This window comes from Rhizobium sp. SJZ105 (assembly GCF_007828365.1).
Lineage (GTDB): Bacteria > Pseudomonadota > Alphaproteobacteria > Rhizobiales > Rhizobiaceae > Agrobacterium > Agrobacterium tumefaciens.
The window spans coordinates 217,997-239,351 of sequence record NZ_VIUP01000003.1 but is presented as its reverse complement, the minus strand read 5'-3'; the positions used below and the strand labels follow the sequence as shown (position 1 = coordinate 239,351).

The 21,355-nt window shown below is 58.7% G+C and carries 18 protein-coding genes; 9 read left to right on the top strand and 9 right to left on the bottom strand.

Annotated features, from left to right (window positions below):
* Nucleotides 1–30: 30 nt before the first annotated feature.
* Nucleotides 31–3,729 carry a response regulator gene (locus tag FB593_RS13230; protein ID WP_113472922.1) on the bottom strand — a complete coding sequence of 1,233 codons (3,699 nt, stop codon included), beginning with the start codon at nucleotides 3,727–3,729 and terminating at the stop codon, nucleotides 31–33.
* 465 nt (nucleotides 3,730–4,194) lie between these two features.
* Here FB593_RS13230 and FB593_RS13225 point away from each other — a divergent pair, with 465 nt between their 5' ends.
* Nucleotides 4,195–5,673 (top strand): DEAD/DEAH box helicase, encoded by a 1,479-nt coding sequence (locus FB593_RS13225; RefSeq protein WP_003513690.1) that lies wholly within the window; start codon nucleotides 4,195–4,197, stop codon nucleotides 5,671–5,673.
* Nucleotides 5,674–5,764: 91 nt separating this feature from the next.
* On the opposite strand, the gene FB593_RS13220 is transcribed toward FB593_RS13225, so the two are convergent.
* From FB593_RS13220 to FB593_RS13205, 4 genes are all read right to left on the bottom strand, one after another.
* Complete coding sequence (locus FB593_RS13220) at nucleotides 5,765–6,673, bottom strand: DMT family transporter (protein ID WP_013636669.1); 909 nt, start codon at nucleotides 6,671–6,673, stop codon at nucleotides 5,765–5,767.
* Nucleotides 6,674–6,836: 163 nt separating this feature from the next.
* On the bottom strand, nucleotides 6,837–7,232 hold the full coding sequence (locus tag FB593_RS13215) for a DoxX family protein (RefSeq protein ID WP_019565150.1): 396 nt from the start codon (nucleotides 7,230–7,232) through the stop codon (nucleotides 6,837–6,839).
* 235 nt (nucleotides 7,233–7,467) lie between these two features.
* Entirely contained in the window at nucleotides 7,468–8,085 is a 618-nt protein-coding gene (locus FB593_RS13210) for a L,D-transpeptidase (RefSeq protein WP_003513696.1), read from the bottom strand.
* A gap of 78 nt (nucleotides 8,086–8,163) precedes the next feature.
* On the bottom strand, nucleotides 8,164–9,060 hold the full coding sequence (locus FB593_RS13205; protein WP_003513697.1) for a DMT family transporter: 897 nt from the start codon (nucleotides 9,058–9,060) through the stop codon (nucleotides 8,164–8,166).
* Between the two features lie 483 nt (nucleotides 9,061–9,543).
* Here FB593_RS13205 and FB593_RS13200 point away from each other — a divergent pair, with 483 nt between their 5' ends.
* The 7 genes from FB593_RS13200 (at nucleotide 9,544) to FB593_RS13170 (ending at nucleotide 14,990) form a co-directional block, all read left to right on the top strand.
* On the top strand, nucleotides 9,544–10,953 hold the full coding sequence (locus tag FB593_RS13200) for a circularly permuted type 2 ATP-grasp protein (RefSeq protein WP_003513699.1): 1,410 nt from the start codon (nucleotides 9,544–9,546) through the stop codon (nucleotides 10,951–10,953).
* Nucleotides 10,954–10,956: 3 nt separating this feature from the next.
* Nucleotides 10,957–11,898: an alpha-E domain-containing protein gene (locus FB593_RS13195; RefSeq protein ID WP_003513700.1), complete on the top strand. Its 942-nt coding sequence runs from the start codon at nucleotides 10,957–10,959 to the stop codon at nucleotides 11,896–11,898.
* A 21-nt stretch (nucleotides 11,899–11,919) separates the two neighbouring features.
* Nucleotides 11,920–12,735, top strand: coding sequence for a transglutaminase family protein (locus FB593_RS13190; protein ID WP_003513702.1), 816 nt, complete (start codon nucleotides 11,920–11,922; stop codon nucleotides 12,733–12,735).
* A gap of 4 nt (nucleotides 12,736–12,739) precedes the next feature.
* Complete coding sequence (locus tag FB593_RS13185) at nucleotides 12,740–13,336, top strand: class I SAM-dependent methyltransferase (RefSeq protein WP_145166664.1); 597 nt, start codon at nucleotides 12,740–12,742, stop codon at nucleotides 13,334–13,336.
* 82 nt (nucleotides 13,337–13,418) lie between these two features.
* Nucleotides 13,419–13,883 carry a GNAT family N-acetyltransferase gene (locus tag FB593_RS13180; RefSeq protein WP_145166663.1) on the top strand — a complete coding sequence of 155 codons (465 nt, stop codon included), beginning with the start codon at nucleotides 13,419–13,421 and terminating at the stop codon, nucleotides 13,881–13,883.
* A gap of 40 nt (nucleotides 13,884–13,923) precedes the next feature.
* Nucleotides 13,924–14,334 (top strand): VOC family protein, encoded by a 411-nt coding sequence (locus tag FB593_RS13175; RefSeq protein WP_019565146.1) that lies wholly within the window; start codon nucleotides 13,924–13,926, stop codon nucleotides 14,332–14,334.
* Nucleotides 14,319–14,990 carry a histidine phosphatase family protein gene (locus tag FB593_RS13170; protein ID WP_145166662.1) on the top strand — a complete coding sequence of 224 codons (672 nt, stop codon included), beginning with the start codon at nucleotides 14,319–14,321 and terminating at the stop codon, nucleotides 14,988–14,990. The genes FB593_RS13175 and FB593_RS13170 overlap by 16 nt, the downstream gene beginning before the upstream one ends.
* Nucleotides 14,991–15,052: 62 nt before the next feature.
* On the opposite strand, the gene araD1 is transcribed toward FB593_RS13170, so the two are convergent.
* The 4 genes from araD1 to chvE form a co-directional block, all read right to left on the bottom strand.
* Nucleotides 15,053–16,048: a 2-keto-3-deoxy-L-arabinonate dehydratase AraD1 gene (gene araD1 / locus FB593_RS13165; protein ID WP_013636674.1), complete on the bottom strand. Its 996-nt coding sequence runs from the start codon at nucleotides 16,046–16,048 to the stop codon at nucleotides 15,053–15,055.
* A 115-nt stretch (nucleotides 16,049–16,163) separates the two neighbouring features.
* Nucleotides 16,164–17,360, bottom strand: coding sequence for a sugar ABC transporter permease GguB (gene gguB / locus FB593_RS13160; protein WP_003513714.1), 1,197 nt, complete (start codon nucleotides 17,358–17,360; stop codon nucleotides 16,164–16,166).
* A complete protein-coding gene (gene gguA / locus FB593_RS13155) occupies nucleotides 17,357–18,895 on the bottom strand; it encodes a sugar ABC transporter ATP-binding protein GguA (protein WP_003513716.1) in 1,539 nt (512 codons plus the stop codon). Before gguA ends, gguB begins: the two co-directional genes overlap by 4 nt.
* A gap of 90 nt (nucleotides 18,896–18,985) precedes the next feature.
* A complete protein-coding gene (gene chvE / locus FB593_RS13150; protein ID WP_003513717.1) occupies nucleotides 18,986–20,050 on the bottom strand; it encodes a sugar ABC transporter substrate-binding protein ChvE in 1,065 nt (354 codons plus the stop codon).
* Nucleotides 20,051–20,304: 254 nt separating this feature from the next.
* Between chvE and FB593_RS13140 the strand changes: the two genes are divergently transcribed.
* On the top strand, nucleotides 20,305–21,309 hold the full coding sequence (locus FB593_RS13140) for a LysR family transcriptional regulator (RefSeq protein WP_003513718.1): 1,005 nt from the start codon (nucleotides 20,305–20,307) through the stop codon (nucleotides 21,307–21,309).
* Nucleotides 21,310–21,355: the final 46 nt, after the last annotated feature.

Here is a 21,355-nt window from a genome sequence, read left to right as displayed (position 1 = left end):
GGCTCCCACAGCAGCAACCGGCCTTCACTGTCAGGCGGTCGGCACGTCGCGGCGTGGCATCGCGTCTCCCAGCCATTGCGCGATCTTGTCCTCGAGAATTTCGGGGCTGATGGGCTTCGACAGATAATCATCCATGCCTGCTGCGATGCAAAGCTCGCGGTCCGCGTCCTGTGTATGCGCGGTAACGCCGATGATCGGAACATGCCGGCCGTCGGCAGCCGCCTGTTCGGCGGCGCGGATTGCCATTGTCGCCTGATGCCCGTTCATCACCGGCATCGACACATCCATAAGGATGACGGCGGGGTTGTGCTCCTCCCACGCCTGAACGGCCTTCTTGCCATTGCCGACGATCAGGAACCGTAAACCCGCCTGCTGCAAGATCTGGGTAAAGACGATCTGGTTGACGTCGTTGTCCTCGGCCACCAGCACATCCACAAGGCAGGGTCGGCGCCGGTCTGGAACCGTCGTCGGAGGTGACACAACCCGCCGCTTCTTGTCCGTGGGGCCATTGTCTGGCCGCACCGGCGCATCGCTGCCGCCTGAGCCCAGCCCCTGCGGATCCTGCCGGGCGCGCTTCTGCCGCACATCCCGCACCACATCGAACAGGGTGGAACGCAACAGACGCGCCCGCGCCGGCTTCATCAGATGCGCCTGCACGCTGAGATCGGTGAAAAGGCTCTCGTCACCTACAACATCCATAGACGTCAGGAACACGATGGCGATATCGTCGAAACGGCTATCCGCCCTGATCCGCTCGACCACATCCAGCCCGTTCATAACAGGCATGTGATAATCGAGAATGATGGCGTCGATGGCAAAACCGAGGGATGCAGCCTCCTGCAGCACGGCAATGCCTGATGGCCCGTCCTGCACAGCATGGCCGTCGATTCCCCATGTCTTCAGCTGCTCCGTCAATATGCGGCGATTGACGTCGTTATCGTCGATGACGAGTACGCGTATATCCTCGATCGCCATGGCAAGAAGCGGAGCGTCGCGCCGTTTTTCCGTAACGTGAAACGGAATATTGACCTCGAAGGTCGATCCCTTGCCGACTTCGCTCACCACATTGATCGTACCGTCGAAAAGACCGACAAGACCGACCGTGATCGCCAGTCCCAATCCCGTTCCCTCGTGCCGCCGCGTCGCTGAGCCGTCGACCTGGCTGAATTTGTCGAAGATGGTTTCGAGCTTGTCTGCGGGAATGCCGATGCCGCTATCTTCGACGCGCAGCGACAGAATGGTCTCCGACGCTTCCGCCGACTGCGCCGAAAGTTCGATCAGCACATGCCCCATTTCCGTGAACTTGACGGCGTTTCCAACAAGATTGGTGACGACCTGGCGGAACCGCCCGGCGTCCCCCATGACCTTGCCGAAAACCGACGGATCGATCCGGACGACCAGCTCTATGTTCTTTTCCAGCGCCGCTGAGGACAGGAGGGAAACCACATCCTCCACCGCTTCCGCCGGATCGAAAGGCACGCTGCGCAGCTTCATCTGCCCGGCCTCGATCTTGGAGAAGTCGAGAATGTCGTTGATGATCGTCAGGAGCGCATTGCCGGATTTGACGATGATATCGGTGAAGGTTTTCTGGCGTGTATCCAGATTGGATTTGGCCAGAAGTTCCGCCATGCCGAGCACGCCATTCATCGGCGTGCGGATTTCATGGCTCATATTGGCAAGGAATTCAGATTTGGCGCGATCTGCCGCTTCCGCGCGGGAAAGCAGCCGCTGCAACTCCTCCTCGCGCATCTTCATCTCGGTGACGTCGGTGACGATGATGAGCCAGTAATTGCCGGAACTGTTGGTCGCTTCCAGATTGAGCCACGTCTTTCCGGCAATATGGATCAGCCAGGAGAACGGCCTGTTGGCGGCTATGTGCTCTCTCCAGGCGGTCAGCGTCGCGGCCGCCTCCTCTTTGGTGCCAAAATCTCCGCGCCCGGCACAATGGGCAAAAAACCCCGACCAGTTGCAGCCCTTTTCCAGCAGCTGCGGCGGCACGTCGAACATTCGCGCCACAGCCTCGTTGGACATGATGATGGTTCCCTGCTCGACCAGCACCAGCCCCTGCGCCATGGCGCGCGTGGCGCCCTGCATATATTCGCCGACACGCTCAAGTTCGGCCTTTGCCTCACTGATCTCGGCGTCGCGCATGCGCACGTCGGTCACATCGGCATAGGTGCTGAGGATTTTTCCGCCGTCGAGGCGGGTCTTGGAAATGACGGTGACCTTGCCGCTTTTGCTGCGCACCTCGCGCGGCGTGAAGACCTTGTCGTTGCGCAGCCGTTCTGCGCGCTGGTTGTAGAGCTCCTCGAAGGGTATATCGCCATAATCATAAAGGCCGCTTTCGAAATTCGCCTCCATGAATTCGCGATAGCTTTTGCCGACAAGCGACTTCTCGCCGCCGATTTCGCCCCATAACGTGTCGAAGCACGGATTGACATATTCGATGACGAGATCCGCGTTGAGGAGTAGTACGCCAACCGGCAGGGCATGAAGAACCGTTTCGAACTGGCGATGCAGCGCTTCGGCCTGCGCCTGCGCCGCGATCAGCGCATTTTCCCGCTCCTTCAGCAGGCTGACATCGGTGACTGAACCCACCAGATAATATTCGTCATCGGGCGTCGTGACCCGGCCGAGCCGGGTTATGACCGGAACGGCGCCGCCATCCGAAAGCGGAATGGTTCCCGTCTTTTCAATCGCCTCTCCGGTTTGCAGGATATGCTCGTTTTCCCGCTGGAACTCTGCGCCCTCCTCCGGAAACATCTCGCATTCGGTCTTGCCCAAATAGTCGGCGAGGCTGCCGCCCCGGAATTTCTCAAAGGCCGCATTGGCAAAGGTCAGCCGCCTGTCCTGGTCCCGCAGGAACACGCCCACGGGCAATTGCTCAAGCGCGGCGCGCAGCAGCCAGGTCTCGCGGATTTGCTTGCTAAGCAGGGTCTCATGCGCCTTGAACTCCGTCACATCGACGCGAAGCCCCACCAGCATGCCGTTTTCCAGCCGCTTGTTGACCATACGCACCCAGCGGCCATCGGCAAACTGCTCGACCCTTTCGAGATAGGGCAGGGAAAAATCCCGCAACTGCTTCTGCAGCCATGCCTGGTAATCCGGATCGTCCGATTTCACGCTGCGGTAGCCGCTCGAGAAATAGACCGCCTCCATTAGCGTCTCAAGCCGGGTGCCGGGCTTTAGCTGGAGGTTGAAATCGCTGTAGAATTCCACAAAACGCGCATTGCAATAGACGAGCCGGTTTTCACGGTCATAAATCACGATGCCGGCATCGATGAGGTCGATAACGCCGCTGTCGAACAGCAGGTCGGCACTGCCGCCGTCCGAAACACCCTTCACGACAGAGGGCATTTCTTCGAACACCTCAAACAGGAACAGACTGCCGTCATCGCCGGTGAAACGTTCGCAACGCAGCTTGTAAGGCCCTGAAGACGCTGCACCATGGCATGAAATCACTTCGTCCGTGGCAAAGACCAGCGAGCGGCGCTCCCTGTCCTCGCGCTCGGCATCGCGAATATCGGCGGAAAGGGCAAGGCTGGTGTGGCCCGTGAACGCGGCGGGCGGACGCCCCATGACCCGGCCATAGGCTGCATTGACCATGAGGTAGCGAAGCTCGCTGTCCTTGATGCACGCGGGCAAATCCAGAGCGGCGATTGCCCCGTAAGCTTTTTCCAGCAACCCGCATCCTTGGGTCAAGCGATACTCCACACCGTGCAGTTCCATCCTTGTCGAATCAAATATTTCCAGACGTCGTTGCAAAAACGTTATGTGAGAAAACCGCTATTTGCTATGTGCGGAATGGTCGCTTTACCCTTTTTTAACCATAATTATTCGCAAGCCTCCGCGCCTCGCCGGCAATCGCCAGCCTGCCTTCTGCATGGCAGCCATGCGCCGCGAGACGGCAGCGTTACAAAACTATTGCTTGACTTTACGCCATAAAACGCCCACATGCCGGTCAAGCTTTCACCTTCGGCAGCCGCGTGAGCTGCAGCACATGACCAAGATGACTTGGCCCGCATGAAGGAAAAGCGCAACGAATACAGAAGACGGCGTTTTGCCGCACTGATGCGCAGAAAGTTATTCCAACCCACAAGTTCCCAATTCACGCGGGGTTCTTGACGCCGAAACCGCCGGACAGCAGCAACTGCTCCGGACGATTGGTTTTTGGCGCCCCGAAAGGCATTACTATTGACCAGTTTTAGCGAACTCGGCCTCTCTGAAAAGATTGTGGCCAGCGTTACCCAGCTCGGCTACACAACCCCCACCCCCATTCAGGCAAAGGCCATTCCGCTGCTGCTTGAAGGCCGTGATCTCATCGGCCTCGCACAGACCGGCACGGGCAAGACGGCAGCATTCGGCCTGCCCATCATCGAAATGCTGATGAAGCAAGCCGACCGCCCGGCAAACCGCACCACCCGCACCCTCATCCTTGCACCGACCCGCGAACTGGTGAACCAGATCGGCGAAAACCTGCGCTCCTTCGTGAAGAAGACGCCACTGCGCATCAACCAGGTTGTCGGCGGCGCGTCGATCAACAAGCAGCAGCTTCAGCTCGAAAAAGGCACGGACGTCCTGGTGGCGACACCCGGCCGTCTGCTGGACCTCATCGCCCGCAACGCGATCTCGCTTTCCAAGGTCACCTATCTGGTGCTTGATGAAGCCGACCAGATGCTCGATCTGGGCTTCATTCACGATCTGCGCAAGATTTCCAAGATGGTTCCGGCCAAGCGCCAGACCCTGCTGTTTTCGGCAACGATGCCGAAGGCGATTTCCGAGCTTGCCAGCAACTTCCTGACGGACCCGATCAAGGTCGAGGTAACACCTCCGGGCAAGGCCGCCGACAAGGTCGAGCAGTACGTGCATTTCGTCGCCGGCAAGAACGACAAGACCGACCTTCTGAAGAAGTCGCTCAACGAAAACCCGGATGGCCGCTCGATCGTTTTCCTGCGCACCAAGCACGGCGCGGAAAAGCTCTACAAGCATCTGGAACATATCGGCTTCAAGGTCGCTTCCATCCACGGCAACAAGAGCCAGGGCCAGCGCGAGCGGGCACTGAAGGGCTTCAAGGACGGTGAGATCAAGGTTCTGGTCGCAACCGACGTCGCTGCCCGCGGCATCGATATTCCGGCCGTGACGCACGTCTTCAACTATGACCTGCCGGAAGTGCCCGACGCCTATGTCCACCGCATCGGCCGTACCGCCCGTGCCGGCCGCGACGGCATTGCCATCGCGTTCTGCGCACCGGACGAAACACGTCTGCTGCACGATATCGAAAAGCTGATGAAGATCGATATCCCGGTTGCATCCGGTGAACGTCCGGCCGGTCTTGCCAGCCCGACGCGCCCGAACAACAACAACCGTGGTCGCAACAACAATGGCGGCCAGCCGCGTGGACCCCGCGAAGGCGGACGCCACAATGGCGAGCCCCGTCCCTCGCGTCACCACGCCCCGCGTGATGCGGACAATGATCTGGAAGTCACGTCAGACTTCAAGCGCGTGAAGACGGCGGAAGGTGACGCAGGTCGCCCGGCCGGCCCTCGCAAGCAGCGCCGCCCTGCCCGCAAGCCCGGCGGCAGCGGTGGCAACCGTCACGCTCCTGCTGGCGGCAACGGTCAGGAAAAGCGCGCTTCCGGCAACGGAAACGGCAATCGCGGCCGTAACCGCTAAGTAACTTAACTCTGCGCGAGCCGATTCCCCGGTATCGCGTGTCTACCTTCAAACCCCGCAAGCGCAGGCTTGCGGGGTTTTCTTTTTGCTCTCAACCGCCCTGCGCCAACGACCGGCGCCGCGACGGCAGGGTCATGGCCAGCACTCCGGCAATCACGCAGACAAGACCCACCCACATGGCAGGCGTCGGCACTTCTCCAAGAAACACCATGCCAATGGCGACACCGATCGGAACCCGCAGATACGCCTGCGACGTGGTACCGACCGAACCGAGCGTCTGCATCAGCCGGAAATAGACCATGAAGGCGAGCGCGGTTGAAAAGACGCTGAGGCACACAAGTGCGGTGAGCGACGCCGGAGATGGCGACAATGTCCAGGGCCGGTCAACGATCACGCTCACCGGCAGCAGAAGCACGGCGCCGCAGATCAGCGAGCCGGCGGCAGGCATAACGGGATCGAGACCCCTGAAGTTTTTGCTGAAGATGGCGGCACAGGCGTAGGAAAAGGCTGCAGTCAGCACTGCAATCTGGCTCCACAGCGCCTCACCCGCCCCGTTCAACGCATCCAGACCGATGATGAGACAGACACCTGTCATGCCCGCAACAGTGCCGAACAGCTTGCGCCCGCTGACCTGCTCATGCCGGATGATCAGCGCAGTGAGAAGAAAGGTGAAGATCGGCGTCGTCGCATTGAGGATGACGGCGAGACCGGCATCGATGCTCTGCTCCGCCCACGCGATCAGCGTGAAAGGCAATACGCTGTTGATGCAGGCCTGAACGAAGAAGAGCCGCCATGTGGCGAAATCCCGCGGCAACCGCAGCCCGCGCAGGCGAATGACCGCCAGCAGCAACAGACCGGCAATCAGGGTTCTTGCCGCAATGAAGGTCAGCGGTGGTATGGTCTCCACCCCGATCTTGATGAAAGTGTAGGATGCGGCCCACAGAGTGGACAACAGGGCAAGCAGCAGCAATTCGCGGGCGATAGGGTTTTGACTGGTCACGGATCAATTTTCCAACTGCGTTCAGGATGAACCGTTCCTAACCCGAAAACAAGCATCTATGCTTCGGTGACGGCCGAAGTTTCCAACGCTTCAAAAGCATGAAGCCCCGCACGGTACCAGCCATGCGGGGCTTCAATGACAGACCGGTGATTGCAGCGGCCGATCAGGCCCGGCGTTCATCCACCGAGAAAGCGCCCGGACCGGCAAACACGAGGTAAAGGAAGATGAAGCAGAACAGGATCGCGGCGTCGCCCCCATTGAGAGCGGGGAAGAAGCTCTTAGGCCCGTGCGCAATGAAATAGGCAACAGCCATCTGGCCGGACAGGATGAAGGCAACCGGACGCGTGAAAAGGCCGACCAGCACGAGAATGCCGCCAACGGCTTCCAGAAGCGCCGCCACCAGCAGCATCGTCGGCAGGGAGCCGTCCATCTGTGATGCCGGGAAACCGAACAGCTTCTGTGTTCCATGCGAAATGAAAAGCAGCGCCGTCATGATGCGCAGCGCCCCGAGTGCCTGCGGGCGATAGCGGGAGAGATTGTCTAAAATTGCCATGTTCATGTGTCCCCGTTGAAGTGGTGCGACGCTCGATACAGCGCAATCATGCCTTTATGGATACACGTCTCGAACACCGAAAATCACATTTCCGATATAGCAGAACTCCCTTAAATACATAAAGGGAGTCATTCTACACATGGTTGATTTTCCACCATAAAACTGCGCTCATGTGGAAAAAATCAACCCAAGGATACAGGCATTTTTTCGAGTGGCAAAGGCGGAAAAATCCGCCTCTCCGTCAGGCCTGCAGCACCACGACCCTGGAGCCAACCGGCACGCGGCTGTAAAGATCGATGATGTCGTGGTTCAGCATCCGGATACAGCCGCTTGACATGGCGTGGCCGATGGATTGCGGCTGGTTGGTGCCGTGCAGACGGAACATGGTGTCGTTGCCGCCGCGATAGAGGTAGAGCGCCCGTGCGCCGAGCGGGTTGTTCGGGCCCCCCTCCATGCCGCCGGCGTATTTCAGATTGCGCGGATCACGGCGCATCATGTTTGCGGTCGGCGTCCAGGAAGGCCATTCCGACTTCCGGCCGATATAGGCGTCGCCCTTCAGCGCAAGGCCCTGACGACCGACGCCGACGCCGTAACGCATTGCCCGTCCATCGCCCAGTACGTAGTAAAGACGCCGCGCGGGCGTATCCACAATCACCGTTCCAGCCGGATGCGCGGTATCGTATGCCACTTCCTGCCGGCGCAACTCGGGCTTCACCTTGTCGAGATGCATTTCCGGAAGCGGAAACTTCTCGTCCGGCTTCGCCGCATAATTAAGCCTTTGCTGCCCGATGCCGGAACTTGCGCAGCCGGCCAGCAACAGCGGCAATCCGAACAGAACACCACGACGTGAAATAGACATGTAACCCCCGCCAAATCTCTAGATTAACGAGAGGTATAATTTTATGGTTAACAAATCTCTAATATGAGGTTGTAGGAATTAACGTGCCTCAACCGGCGCTGCGGGCCGGCGGTTGGCCAGATACACCCCCGTTACCGCCAGGACCGTGCCGGCAATCATGGCAGGCGTCAGCGTTTCCCCGAAAAGCAGGGCCGCTTCCACGGCGGCAAGCGGCGGCACGAGATAGATCAGCGAGGCAGCGCGCGAGACCTGCCCGCGCCGGATGAGATAGAGCAGCAGAGCCACCGCACCGATGGAGATCGCGCCCACCGACCAGACGAGCGTGGCGGCAAGCCCGAGGCTCCAGTCCACATGACCATCTTCCAGCAACAGCGCGAAGGGAACCGTGACGATGAGGGCGCCGACATATTGCAGCGTGGCGACCGCCATGATGTTTCCGCCATGGACGTATTTCTTCTGGTAAAGGGTGCCATAGGTCACCGACGTCATGCCCAGCACATTCACCGCCACGGCATAAAGCGGCACGGAAAGGCCGAGCGCGCCTGACGCCATGACCTTCGGCAGCACGGCGATGGCAATGCCGACAAAGCCGAGAAGCAAGCCGGCACGCTGCACCGGAGAGATCTTTTCGCCGATCATGTAACGGGCGGCAACCGCCGTCATCAATGGCTGCAAACCGGCAATAATGCCGCCGATCGCCGCCGGCACGCCCTGCCCTATCGCCCACCAGATCATGCCAAGGTAAAGGCCGTGCAGGAACACGCCGGACAAGATTGCCCGGAAAACATCGATGCGCCGTTCAGGCCATTGAATGGAGGAAAACCGGCAGATCGCCCACAATATCGCACCCGCCAACAGGTAACGCAGACAGAGGAAGGTCAGCGGACCAGTATAATAAACGGCATATTTCGCGGTGACCCAGCCGGTCGACCAGAGAAAGACGAAAATGGCCGGAGCCAGACGGTCGAGCGACATGGGAACTTCCCCTGTGCCGCGTGATGCCCCGCAACCGGGCATAGGTCCGGGACATAAGGCATGCGGCGAATTGACATTTTTACGACTTGAAGCAACCGGTCAATAACCCGGCCGGATCTCGGAGCGCACCCCTTGGCGAAACACAGCCGTCCAAGCTAGCCGGTATCCCCATCCCCGCAAAAGGTCAAAAGTGTTTTGGTGATCGCATCTTTCAGATTTTCTGATGCCACACCCAAAACCCATCAACCGAAAGCGAACGAACAAAATTTGTGCATTCGCCCACGGCGCACACAGTGCCACCACCCCGTTCCACCCCACCTTGCCCTGCAACCAATTTGCCAATGCCGCATTTATAGGCTGAAAGCGAAAAAACGCTTCTTTTTTAAAACTCTAGGGCGGTAAAAAATCTTCACGGAGGCCTCCGCATAGTTCTTGCATTGCATTTGTCGTTGTATTCATATGGCAAAAAAGGGGACATCGAAGTTGGCATTTGACGAAATGATAAATGCGGACAACGCGCCGCGAAGCCCATATGAAAACTATAACGAGTGGTACAGCCGGCAGGACAGGGCACACCTGATCCAGAAGTCTAAAGACGCGGAAAACATCTTTCGAAAAACCGGTATTACTTTCGCAGTCTACGGCCACGCCGACAGTTCAGAAAAACTGATCCCCTTCGATATCATTCCGCGCATCATTTCCGGGCGCGAGTGGCGCAAACTGGCCCAGGGTATCGAACAGCGCGTTCTCGCTCTCAACGCTTTCCTCGACGATATCTACCACAAGCAGGAAATCATTCGCGCCGGGCGCATTCCCCGCGAAATCATTGAGAAGAACGTCGCATTCCTCCCGGAAATGATCGGTTTCACGCCACCCGGCGGCGTTTATACCCACATTGTCGGCACGGATATCGTCCGCACAGGCGAAGACCAGTTCTATGTTCTGGAAGACAACGCACGCACGCCTTCAGGTGTCAGCTACATGCTGGAAAACCGTGAAACGATGATGCAGATGTTCCCGGAACTCTTCCATGAAAACCGGGTGCAGCGGGTGGAGGATTATCCCTATCAGCTGCGCCAATCGCTCGCCTCGCTTGCACCCCCAGGCTGCACCGGCAAGCCGCGCGTCGCGGTGCTGACCCCTGGCATCTACAATTCCGCCTATTACGAACATTCCTTCCTGGCCGACATGATGGGCGTGGAGCTGGTGGAAGGGTCCGACCTGCGCGTCATGGACGGCAAGGTCAAGATGCGCACTACCCGTGGCTACGAGGCCATCGACGTGCTTTACCGCCGCGTCGACGACGACTTCCTTGATCCGCTCACCTTCCGGCCGGATTCGGCGCTCGGCGTACCCGGCATCATGGATGTCTACCGCGCCGGCAACATCACCATCGCCAATGCGCCGGGCACCGGCATTTCCGACGACAAGGCAATCTATTCCTACATGCCTGAGATCGTCGAGTTCTACACCGGCCGCAAGCCGCTTCTGGAAAACGTGCCGACATGGCGCTGTTCGGAGCCGGACAGCCTGAAATACGTTCTCGACAACCTTGCCGAACTGGTTGTCAAGGAAGTTCACGGTTCGGGCGGTTACGGCATGCTGGTCGGCCCCACCGCGTCGAAAAAGGAACGGGCGCTTTTTGCCGAAAAGCTGAAAGCCCGCCCCTCCAATTACATCGCGCAGCCCACGCTGTCGCTTTCCACCGTGCCGATCATGGTGAAAAACGGCATCGCGCCGCGCCATGTCGATCTGCGTCCTTATGTGCTGGTTTCAGACAAGGTGAAGATCATTCCCGGCGGACTGACCCGTGTTGCCCTCAAGCAGGGCTCCCTGGTGGTCAATTCCAGCCAGGGCGGCGGCACCAAGGATACATGGGTACTGGAGGACTAAGCCATGCTGGGCAGAACGGCAAACGGGCTCTACTGGATGTTCCGGTATATTGAGCGCGCTGAAAACATCGCCCGGCTTATCGATGCGGGCCTGCGCGTTTCCCTGACGCGCAGCGGCAGCGGCGATGAGGACTGGGACGGCGTGTTGCAGAGTGCCGGCGTGCACGAAGCCTTTCTCGAAACGCGCGAGAAGGTGACGGCGGCCAATGCGATCGATTATCTCCTGCGGGACAAGGCAAACCCTTCCAGCGTCATGTCCTGCATCGAGGCAGGCCGCAATAATGCCCGCATGGTGCGCACCGCGCTGACGCGCGAGACATGGGAAGCCACCAACGAATTCTGGATCGAGCTGAAGAACATCCTCGGCCGCAAGCTCAGCCATGCCGAACTGCCGCAGACCATCGATGTCATCAAGCATCGCGCCGGTCTGGTGCGCGGCGCCTTCCACGGCTCGATGCTGCGCAACGATCTCTATAATTTCTCCCGCATCGGCACCTTCATCGAGCGCGCCGACAACACCGCCCGCATTCTCGACGTAAAATATTACGTGCTGCTGCCGGCCGTGGCGCATGTCGGCTCCTCGCTCGACAATGCCCAATGGGAATCCATCCTGCGCTCGGTCTCGGCGCACCGCTCCTATGGCTGGGTCTACGATGCGGAATACAAGCCCGCCAACATTGCCGACTTCCTCATTCTCAACGGCCGCATGCCGCGCTCGCTCGCCTATTGCTATGAGAAGATCACCAGCAACCTCAATTACATAGCTGAGGATTACGGCGAAAAGCACAAGGCGCATGAAACGGCGGAAAGCATTCGCGACAGTCTGCGCAAGACGACGATCGATCGCGTCATGGATGAAGGCCTGCACGAGTTTCTGGAGAGATTTGTCAACCGGAACGGGCAGCTGGGGCAGGAAATCATGGAAGGCTACCGCTTTTATCTGTAAGCGCGTGGACGGGGACAGCTTATGCGTCTGAAAATCACCCATACGACCGAATATGTCTATGACGAGCCGATGCCCTATGCATTGCAGCGGCTGCGCCTGACGCCACAGACCGGCCCGTGCCAGACGGTGGAGGACTGGGATGTATCGGTCGACGGCGCCACCGTCGAAGTGAGCTATGACGACCATTTCGGCAACCGTGTCGCATTGGTCGAGACCGAAGGCCCGCAACGCAGGGTCAAGGTCGTGGCTGGTGGCCTCGTCATAACCGAAGACAGGGCCGGCATGGTCGGCCCCCACACCGGCAGTGCGCCGCTATGGCTGTTCCTGCGCGAGACGCCGCTGACGAAGCCCGGCAAACTCGTGCGCGAACTGGCGAAGGCCAGCACCGGCAACAGCGAGCTAGAGCGCCTGCACGACCTGATGGAGAAGATCAACAGCAAGGTGGAATATGTGCCGGGTTCGACCGACACCGAAACCACCGCCGAACTCGCACTCGAAGCCGGCAAGGGCGTCTGCCAGGACCATGCCCATATCCTCATTTCCGCCGCCCGGCTGATGGGCCTGCCCGCCCGCTATGTTTCCGGTTATCTGATGATGGAAGACGTGGCGGAGCAGACGGCAACCCATGCCTGGGCCGAGGTGCATCTGCAGGGGCTCGGCTGGGTTGGCTTTGACGCCGCCAACAATATCTGCCCTGACGATCGCTACGTGCGCATTGCCCTTGGCCTCTGCTACCGCGACTGCGCGCCGATATCGGGCATGCGGATCGGCCCGGCCGGCGAAACGCTGAACGTTTCGGTGACCGTGCAGCAATCGCAGAGCCAATCGCAAAGCTGAGACAATGGCCGGCAAAGACGACGAAACGATCGGCTTTTATACGGATAATGCCGGAGCCTATACGTCGAGAGGGCAGACGGCGGACCTTCCCCATCTGGAAAAATTCCTCACGCGCCTGCCCAAAGGCGCGACCATCCTCGAACTGGGGTGTGGTGGCGGGCAGGACAGTGAATTCATGCTCGCTGCAGGCTTCGACGTGCGCCCGACGGACGGCACACCCGAAATCGCCAAGGCGGCCGAAACGCGGCTCGGCATTCCCGTCGCAACATTGCTGTTCGAAGATATCGGCGACGTGGAGACTTATGACGGCGTGTGGGCCAATGCCTGCCTGTTGCATGTCCCCCGCCCCGCTCTTTCCGGCATCATCCGCCGCATCCATACGGCGCTGAAACAGGGCGGTGTTTTTTACGCCAGCTTCAAGGCCGGGGAAGCGGAAGGCCGCGACACGTTCGGCCGCTATTACAACTATCCTTCGAAAACCTGGCTTGAGGACCTGTACGGGCATTTCGCCTGGGCAGGGGTGGAAATAGAAGCACGGCAAGGCAGCGGTTACGACAAGCTGCCAACCGACTGGCTGCATGTGACGGCAACGAAACCCTGATCCGCTTTCAACAACCTGTGGGTTGCGAAAGCCCGCCGTGACCGGTTAAATCGCCGCAGCAACCGATCAGGGAGAGGGCTTTTTGTACAGTATTTCCGACTATCGCGACTGCCAGTCCCATGGACCCATCATTGCGGAACGGGTCTGGACGGCATGGTGGCAGGATAGTGGCCTCCAGGTCGGCGATGTGGCTGAACATCTGAAGGATATGGTGAACCCCCATGCCCTGCCGACCGGCTTCGTCGCCCATGACGACAAGGGTTACGTCGGCTCCGCCTTTCTTATCCATTGCGATCTGGAGGAGCGGCCACAATATCTGCCATGGGTTGCCGCACTCTGGGTGGAGGAAAACAGCAGACGTTCAGGTGTCGCCCGGGCGCTCATGCAGGCCGCAACACAACGGGCCGCCGAACTTGGTCACGACACCAGCTACCTGTGCTGCCGGCGCCGTCTCGAAATCTATTATACGAACTGCGGCTGGACCGTTCTGGAACGTGGTGTTGGCAAGCACGACCTGACGGTGCTGACCTACAGCACGAAAACATAGACTGTCCGCTATATCCGTTGCCAGACATCGGGGAGGAACCATGAAACCGCCAGCCGCCCTTATGGAAACGGCGATCTACGCCAACGATCTCGACGCCGCCGAGGCCTTTTATCGCGATGTCTTCGGGCTGGAGGTGGTGCGCAGGCTGCCGGGCCAGTTCGTGTTCTTCAAATGTGGCCGGCAGATGCTGCTGGTCTTCGATCCGCAACAATCGCGCACGGCCACCCCCGACAATCCGATCCCGCGCCACGGCGCCACCGGACAAGGCCATTTCTGTTTTTATGCGAAAGACAAGTCGGAAGTGGACGACTGGAAAGCACGCTTCGAGGAGCTTGGAATTCCCATCGAACACTATCACCGCTGGCCGAACGACAGCTATTCCGTCTACATCCGCGACCCGGCCGGCAATTCCGTGGAGGTGGGCGAAGGCAGGCTGTGGGGGTTCGAGTAAGCCCCAGCTACCCGGAAGAACACTATGAGAACATTTTTGTCGTCACGCACACCCAGTCCGTCCATCATGTCGAGAACAAGGTTGGTGGCTGGTATGATACCGAACTGACACCCAAGGGAAAAGCCGATGCGCAGGCGACGGCCGAGAAACTTGTGGCCTTGATCGGCAACGCATCAGTCGAAATCTTCAGTTCCGATCTTCTGCGGGCCTCCCAGACTGCGGCAATCATTGCTGAACACCTCAAGTGCCCTTTTGAAACCACGGATGGCCTGCGGGAAATCAGCTACGGTTCGGCGGGTGGTATGCCGCAGGAATGGCTCGACGCCCGTCAGATACCGGCCCCCCATCACGACCGGATGGATCATCGTGGCGGAATTGCTGATGGCGAAACAAGACGAGAGTTGGCCGAAAGAGTGTACCGCGCTGTGGACACGATTATATCGCGTCCTTGCCCCACGCAGATCATCGTTACCCATGGCTTCGCTCTTACCTTCGTCATCGCGGCATGGATCAAAATGCCGATCGACAGCGTCGGTTATGTCAGCTTTCCCGCGTCTTCCGGCAGCATTACGTACCTAAGACAAGACGATTACTGGCAAAACCGCGGCGTTATCGCTTTGGCGGATGTGTCCCACCTGAAGACAAGCCGGGGATGACGTCGAGAGGGGGACGCTGAGCGACCCCCTCCCTCAACCGTTTAACGTGCAGCCCCGGTAGATCAGATCTGCCGAACCGTGATTTCTTCTTCCGCATTAACCGCAAGCGGGTTCCTCAGCGGCAGGCCGAAACCAGCGGCCTCGATCTCGAACACGTCACCCGCTTCCGGCTTGATGCCCTCCGCAAAGGAGAGCGTCGCGGTACCGAACATGTGCACATGGACGTCACCAGGTGCGCGGAACAGGCCGTATTTGAAGTGGTGATATTCGAGGTTCGCGAAGGTGTGGGACATGTTGTCCTCACCCGAAACAAACGGCTTTTCGAAGATGACCTTGTCGCCACGACGGATGCGCGAGGTGCCGCGAATATCCGACGGCGCAACGCCGACGCGGATTTCCGGGCCGAAGCTTGCCGGGCGCAACTTCGAATGGGCGAGGTAGAGATAGTTGATCCGCTCGGTGACGTGATCGGAAAATTCGTTCGACACGGCAAAGCCGATGCGCACGGGTTCGCCCTTGTCGGAGATCACGTAGATGCCGGCCATTTCCGGCTCTTCGCCGCCATCAAGCGCGAAGGACGGAGAGGTGAGAGCAGCACCGGGTGCCGCTGCGACATAGCCGTTGCCCTTGTAGAACCACTCGGGTTGAACGCCCTTTTCGCCAGCCTTCGGCTTGCCATTTTCCAGACCCATGCGGAACATCTTCATGGAATCCGTCAGGCTTTCCTCGGCGGCTTCCGTGGTCTTCTTGTGCATGCTGTCGCGGGTAGCAGCAGAGCCGAGATGGGTCAGGCCCGTGCCTGTCAGATGCAGATGCGCCGGATCGGGATGGGTGATCGGCGGCAGAAAGCGACCTTCAGCGTAAGCCTTTTCAAGATCGACGGCATCGCCGAGACCATGGGCGGACACAACATCGGCAAGGCTCTTGCCACCATTGGCAGCTTCCATGGCCAGCGCGTAAACCGATTGAGCGCCGTTGACGGCGTGCGCCTGTCCGCCTTCTTCGCGAACGGCGACGGTGATTTTGCCACTGGCATCCTTGATCTGTGAAATGAGCACGGGATTTCCTTCCTGCGGCGCAACGCGCCTTATCTTCTTCGGCGCGTTGCGCCTTCACCTTATGAAAGTGGCCGGAAACCGGCCACTTTTTTGACTTGCTATATTGGCTGGGCAATCAGCCCTTGTTCTTGTTGTAGACGTCGAAGAACACGGCAGCGAGCAGCACGAGGCCCTTGACCATCTGCTGGAAGTCGATGCCGAGGCCGACGATCGACATGCCGTTGTTCATGACGCCCATGATGAAGGCACCGATAACAGCACCGGTGATCTTGCCAACGCCGCCGGAGGCCGAAGCACCGCCAATGAAGCAGGCCGCGATCACATCAAGCTCGAAGCCAACGCCTGCCTTCGGCGTTGCCGAGTTGAGGCGTGTCGCGATGATCATGCCGGCCAGACCGGCCAGTACGCCCATGTTGACGAAGGTTAGGAAGCTCAGGCGTTCGGTGTTGATACCGGAAAGCTTGGTCGCCTTCTCGTTGCCGCCCATGGCGTAAACGCGGCGGCCAATGGTCGTGCGGCGCGTCACGAAGCTGTAAAGCGCAATCAGAACCAGCATCACGATCAGGACGTTAGGCAGGCCACGATAGGTGGACAGCTGATAGCCAAGGAACAGAATAGCGCCTGAGATGAGCAGGTTCTGCACAATGAAGAAACCGAACGGCTCCACGTCGATGCCGTGCTTCACGTTCACCACGCGACGGCGCCACGCCAGATAGAACAGCACGACCGTAATCACCAATGTCAGGATCATCGACGTCGTGTTCAGACCTTCGATGCCACCGATATCAGGCAGGAAGCCGGTGCTGATGATCTGGAAATCCGTCGGGAACGGGCCGATGTTCTTGCCGCCGAGCACAAAAAGCGTGAGGCCGCGGAACACAAGCATGCCCGCCAGCGTCACGATGAACGACGGGATGCGATGATAGGCGATCCAGTAACCCTGGGCAGCACCGATGATGCCGCCGATGACAAGACAAATCAGCGCCGCGAGAAACGGGTTCATGCCCCACTGCACGGTCAATATGGCCGCAATCGCGCCGACGAAGGCGACGATGGAACCGACCGAAAGGTCGATATGTCCGGCCACGATGACCAGCAGCATGCCAAGCGCCATGATGACGATGAACGAGTTCTGCAGGATGAGGTTGGTCAGGTTCACGGGCCGGAACAGAATGCCGCCGGTATAGAACTGGAAGAAAACCATGATAGCGACGAGCGCGATCAGCATGCCATATTCGCGGATATTGGAGCGAATATACGACCCGACCGAGATGACGTTGCTTTCTTCGTTTGTGGTGTTTGCCGAACTCATGAGTTCTTCTCCCCTGAGCGCATGATAGCGCGCATGATGCTTTCCTGGCTCGCCTCTCCCTTCGGCAATTCAGCGACGATGCGGCCTTCGTTCATGACGTAGATGCGGTCGCAATTGCCGAGCAATTCAGGCATTTCCGATGAGATCATCAGAACGCCTTTGCCGTCGGCAGCGAGCTGGTTGATGATGGTGTAGATTTCGTATTTCGCGCCAACGTCGATACCGCGTGTCGGCTCGTCGAGGATCAGGACATCAGGATTGGAGAATAGCCACTTGGAAAGCACGACCTTCTGCTGGTTGCCGCCCGAAAGATTGACCGTTTCCTGAAAGATGCCTGAAGAGCGGATGCGAAGGCGTGTGCGGAAATCGCTCGCCACCTTCATTTCCTTGATGTCGTCGATGACGCTGGCCTTCGACACGCCGGCCAGATTGGCAAGCGTGGTGTTGTGCAGAATGTTGTCGTTGAGCACCAGACCGAGATGTTTGCGGTCTTCGGTCACATAGGCAAGACCGGCATCGATTGCCTTGCGCACGGTGCTGACATCCACGGGCTTGCCGTCGATCAGAACGTCGCCGGTGATCTTGTGGCCGTAGGACTTGCCGAACACGCTCATGGCGAATTCCGTGCGCCCTGCCCCCATCAGCCCGGCAATGCCGACGACTTCGCCCTTGCGCACAGTGACGTTGATGTCGTGCAGGACCTTCCGGTCGCGGTGCTGCTGGTGATAGGCGTTCCAGTTCTTCACTTCGAGAATGGTCTCGCCGATCGGCACGTCGCGCGGCGGATAACGATCTTCTAGATCGCGTCCCACCATGTTGCGAATGATGACGTCCTCGCTGATTTCTTCCTGATGACAGTCGAGCGTCTTCACCGTCATGCCGTCGCGCAGCACGGTGATCTGGTCGGCCACCTTGCGCACTTCGTTGAGCTTGTGGGTGATGATGATCGACGTCATGCCCTGCTTGCGGAACTCGATCAAAAGGTTGAGCAGAGCCTCGGAATCGCTCTCGTTGAGCGAGGCGGTCGGCTCATCAAGGATGAGAAGCTTCACGCTCTTCGACAACGCCTTGGCGATTTCGACCAGCTGCTGCTTGCCGACGCCGATATCCGTAATCAGCGTCTCCGGCGATTCCTTCAGGCCCACCTTCTTCAGAAGTTCGCGGGTACGGTTGAAGGTCTGCTGCCAGTTGATGACGCCGCCCGAAGCGACCTCGTTGCCAAGGAAAATATTTTCGGCAATCGACAGGAGCGGCACAAGCGCAAGCTCCTGGTGAATGATGATGATACCAATATCTTCGCTGTCGTTGATGGCGCGAAAATTTCGCACAGCACCTTCATAGTGGATCTCGCCCTCATAGGTGCCAGCGGGATAAACACCGGAAAGGACCTTCATCAAGGTCGACTTTCCAGCGCCGTTCTCGCCAACGAGCGCGTGGATCTCACCTTCCTTTACCTTAAGGTTGACGTTCTCAAGCGCTTTTACGCCCGGAAACGTCTTGGTGATGTTCCGCATTTCGAGAATGGTATTGGCCATATCGCAATCCAGCGCCCGATTAATTCAGGCGTTTTTATTTTTATGGAAAAACGGGGACGGCGCCAAGCCATCCCCGCATGTGTTGCAGGCTTATTTCAGCTGGTCTGCGGTGTAGTAACCACCGTCGACGAGAACCTGCTTGTAGTTGTCCTTGGTCACGGCAACCGGCTTGAGCAGGTAGGACGGAACAACCTTGACGCCATTTTCATAGGTCTTGGTGTCGTTCACCTCAGGCTCTTTGCCCTGCAGAACGGCGTTGACCATGCCAACAGTAACCTTCGCGAGTTCGCGAGTGTCCTTGAAGATGGTCGAATACTGTTCGCCAGCAATGATCGACTTGACCGACGGAACTTCAGCGTCCTGACCGGAAACGACCGGCAGCGGCTGGTCCTTCGTGCCATAACCAACGCCCTTCAGCGAGGAGATGATGCCGATGGACAGACCGTCATAGGGCGACAGAACAGCGTCAACCTTTGCGTCCGTGTAATAAGCCGACAAGAGGTTATCCATGCGAGCCTGGGCCGTTGCCGGATCCCAACGCAGCGTACCGACCTTGTCCATTCCCATCTGGCCCGACTTTACGACCAGCTTGCCGCTGTCGATGTAGGGCTTCAGAACCGACATCGCGCCATCGTAGAAGAAGAAGGCGTTGTTGTCGTCAGGAGAACCGCCGAACAGCTCGATGTTGAACGGACCCTTGCCGTCCTTCAGGCCAAGCTTGTCGACGATCGAAGTTGCCTGCAGAACGCCAACCTGGAAGTTGTCGAAAGTGGCGTAGTAGCTGACGTCGCCGCTGTTGCGGATGAGACGGTCATAAGCGATGACCTTGATGCCCTGCTGACCAGCCTGCTTCAGAACGTCCGACAGGGTCGTGCCGTCGATCGAAGCAATCACGAGGACCTTAACGCCCTTGGTGACCATGTTTTCGATCTGGGAAAGCTGATTCGGAATATCGTCGTCGGCGTATTGCAGATCGGTCGTGTAACCGGCTTCCTGCAGCTGCTTGACGATATTGTTGCCGTCATCGATCCAGCGCGCGGAAGACTTTGTCGGCATGGCGATACCGACAGAACCCTTGTCCTGCGCGAAAGCCGGCGCTGCAAAGGAAGCAGCACCGATGGCACAAGCCGCCATCAGCGAAATAATGGACTTCATTAACTCTCTCCCTTGAACCCTCTTTGGTACCCGCTTGTTGCGTTGCACCATAAAATTCATGCCATCAGAGGAAGAAGCCGCATTGCGCCCGTTCCGATCTCGCAACTGCGAAATGGAACAGATGCCGCTCCTCCCCGGCATTCCGCAAATTGTTCTGAATCCATATAACTGTCAAATAGAATAAATCAGTTTACGTATATCAATTATGATATATTAAATCGATACAATAACCATTGAGGGGTATAAACCGGCGAATGAGCAACCAAAAAGTGTATGAGCAGACGCAAACAGCGGATGCGCTCTTCGTCTTCGAAGACAACCCTTTGCTGCGCGCCGGCTTGAAGATGAGCCACCTGCGCATGCTGGTCATGATCGAGGAGCACGGGCAGGTCAGCGCCGCCGCCGCCGCCATGAACATGACGCAGCCGGCGGCATCGCGCATGCTCTCGGAAATGGAAGCAATCGTCAAAAGCCCGCTCTGTCAGAGAGCGTCGCGCGGTGTGGTGCTGACCAAGTTCGGCGAGGCGCTGGCGCGGCGCGCCCGCACCATATTGCTGGAGCTGCGTGAGGCGAGCCGCGAACTCAACCAGATGAAATCCGGCAGCGGCGGATCGGTTTATATCGGCGCCGTCACCGCACCGGCCATCAGCCTGGTCGTGCCCGCCATAAGACGGGCGATGGACACCTATCCCGGTATCGAGATCAACGTGCAGGTGGAAAGTAGCAACGTGCTGGCGCGGGAACTTCTGGCCGCACGTCACGATTTCATCATCGGCCGCATCCCCGATGATTTCGACCCCGGCCTGTTCTCCATCCATGAAATTGGCATCGAGCGCGCCTGTCTGGTGGTTCGCGAGGGCCATCCCCTGCTCCACGGCGAGCCCGTGACATTGCAGGATCTGTCCGGTTACGACTGGGTCTTCCAGCCGCCCGGCGCGCTTTTGCGCAGAACGATGGAAGACGTGTTCCTCACTCACGGCGTCGCCATGCCGCGCAACGTCATCAACACGCCATCCGTGGTGCTGACGCTTGCCCTTATCTGCAACACGGATGCAATTGCGCCAATCGCGCAGGACATGGCCGAGTTCGTGGCCGGCCAGCAGGCCGATATCGGCCGCACCCGCATCCTGCCGACGGATTTCGAGCTTGTCGTCAAGCCATACAGCATCATCACCACCAAAGGCCGCGTTTTGCCGCCCAGCGCCCGGCTGCTCTACGATCTGGTTCTGGATGAAAGCCGCAAACTGACGGGCTTTTGAGGAAGGCAAGCCAGACGCCAACTTCATTGTATATAGAGGCCGGATT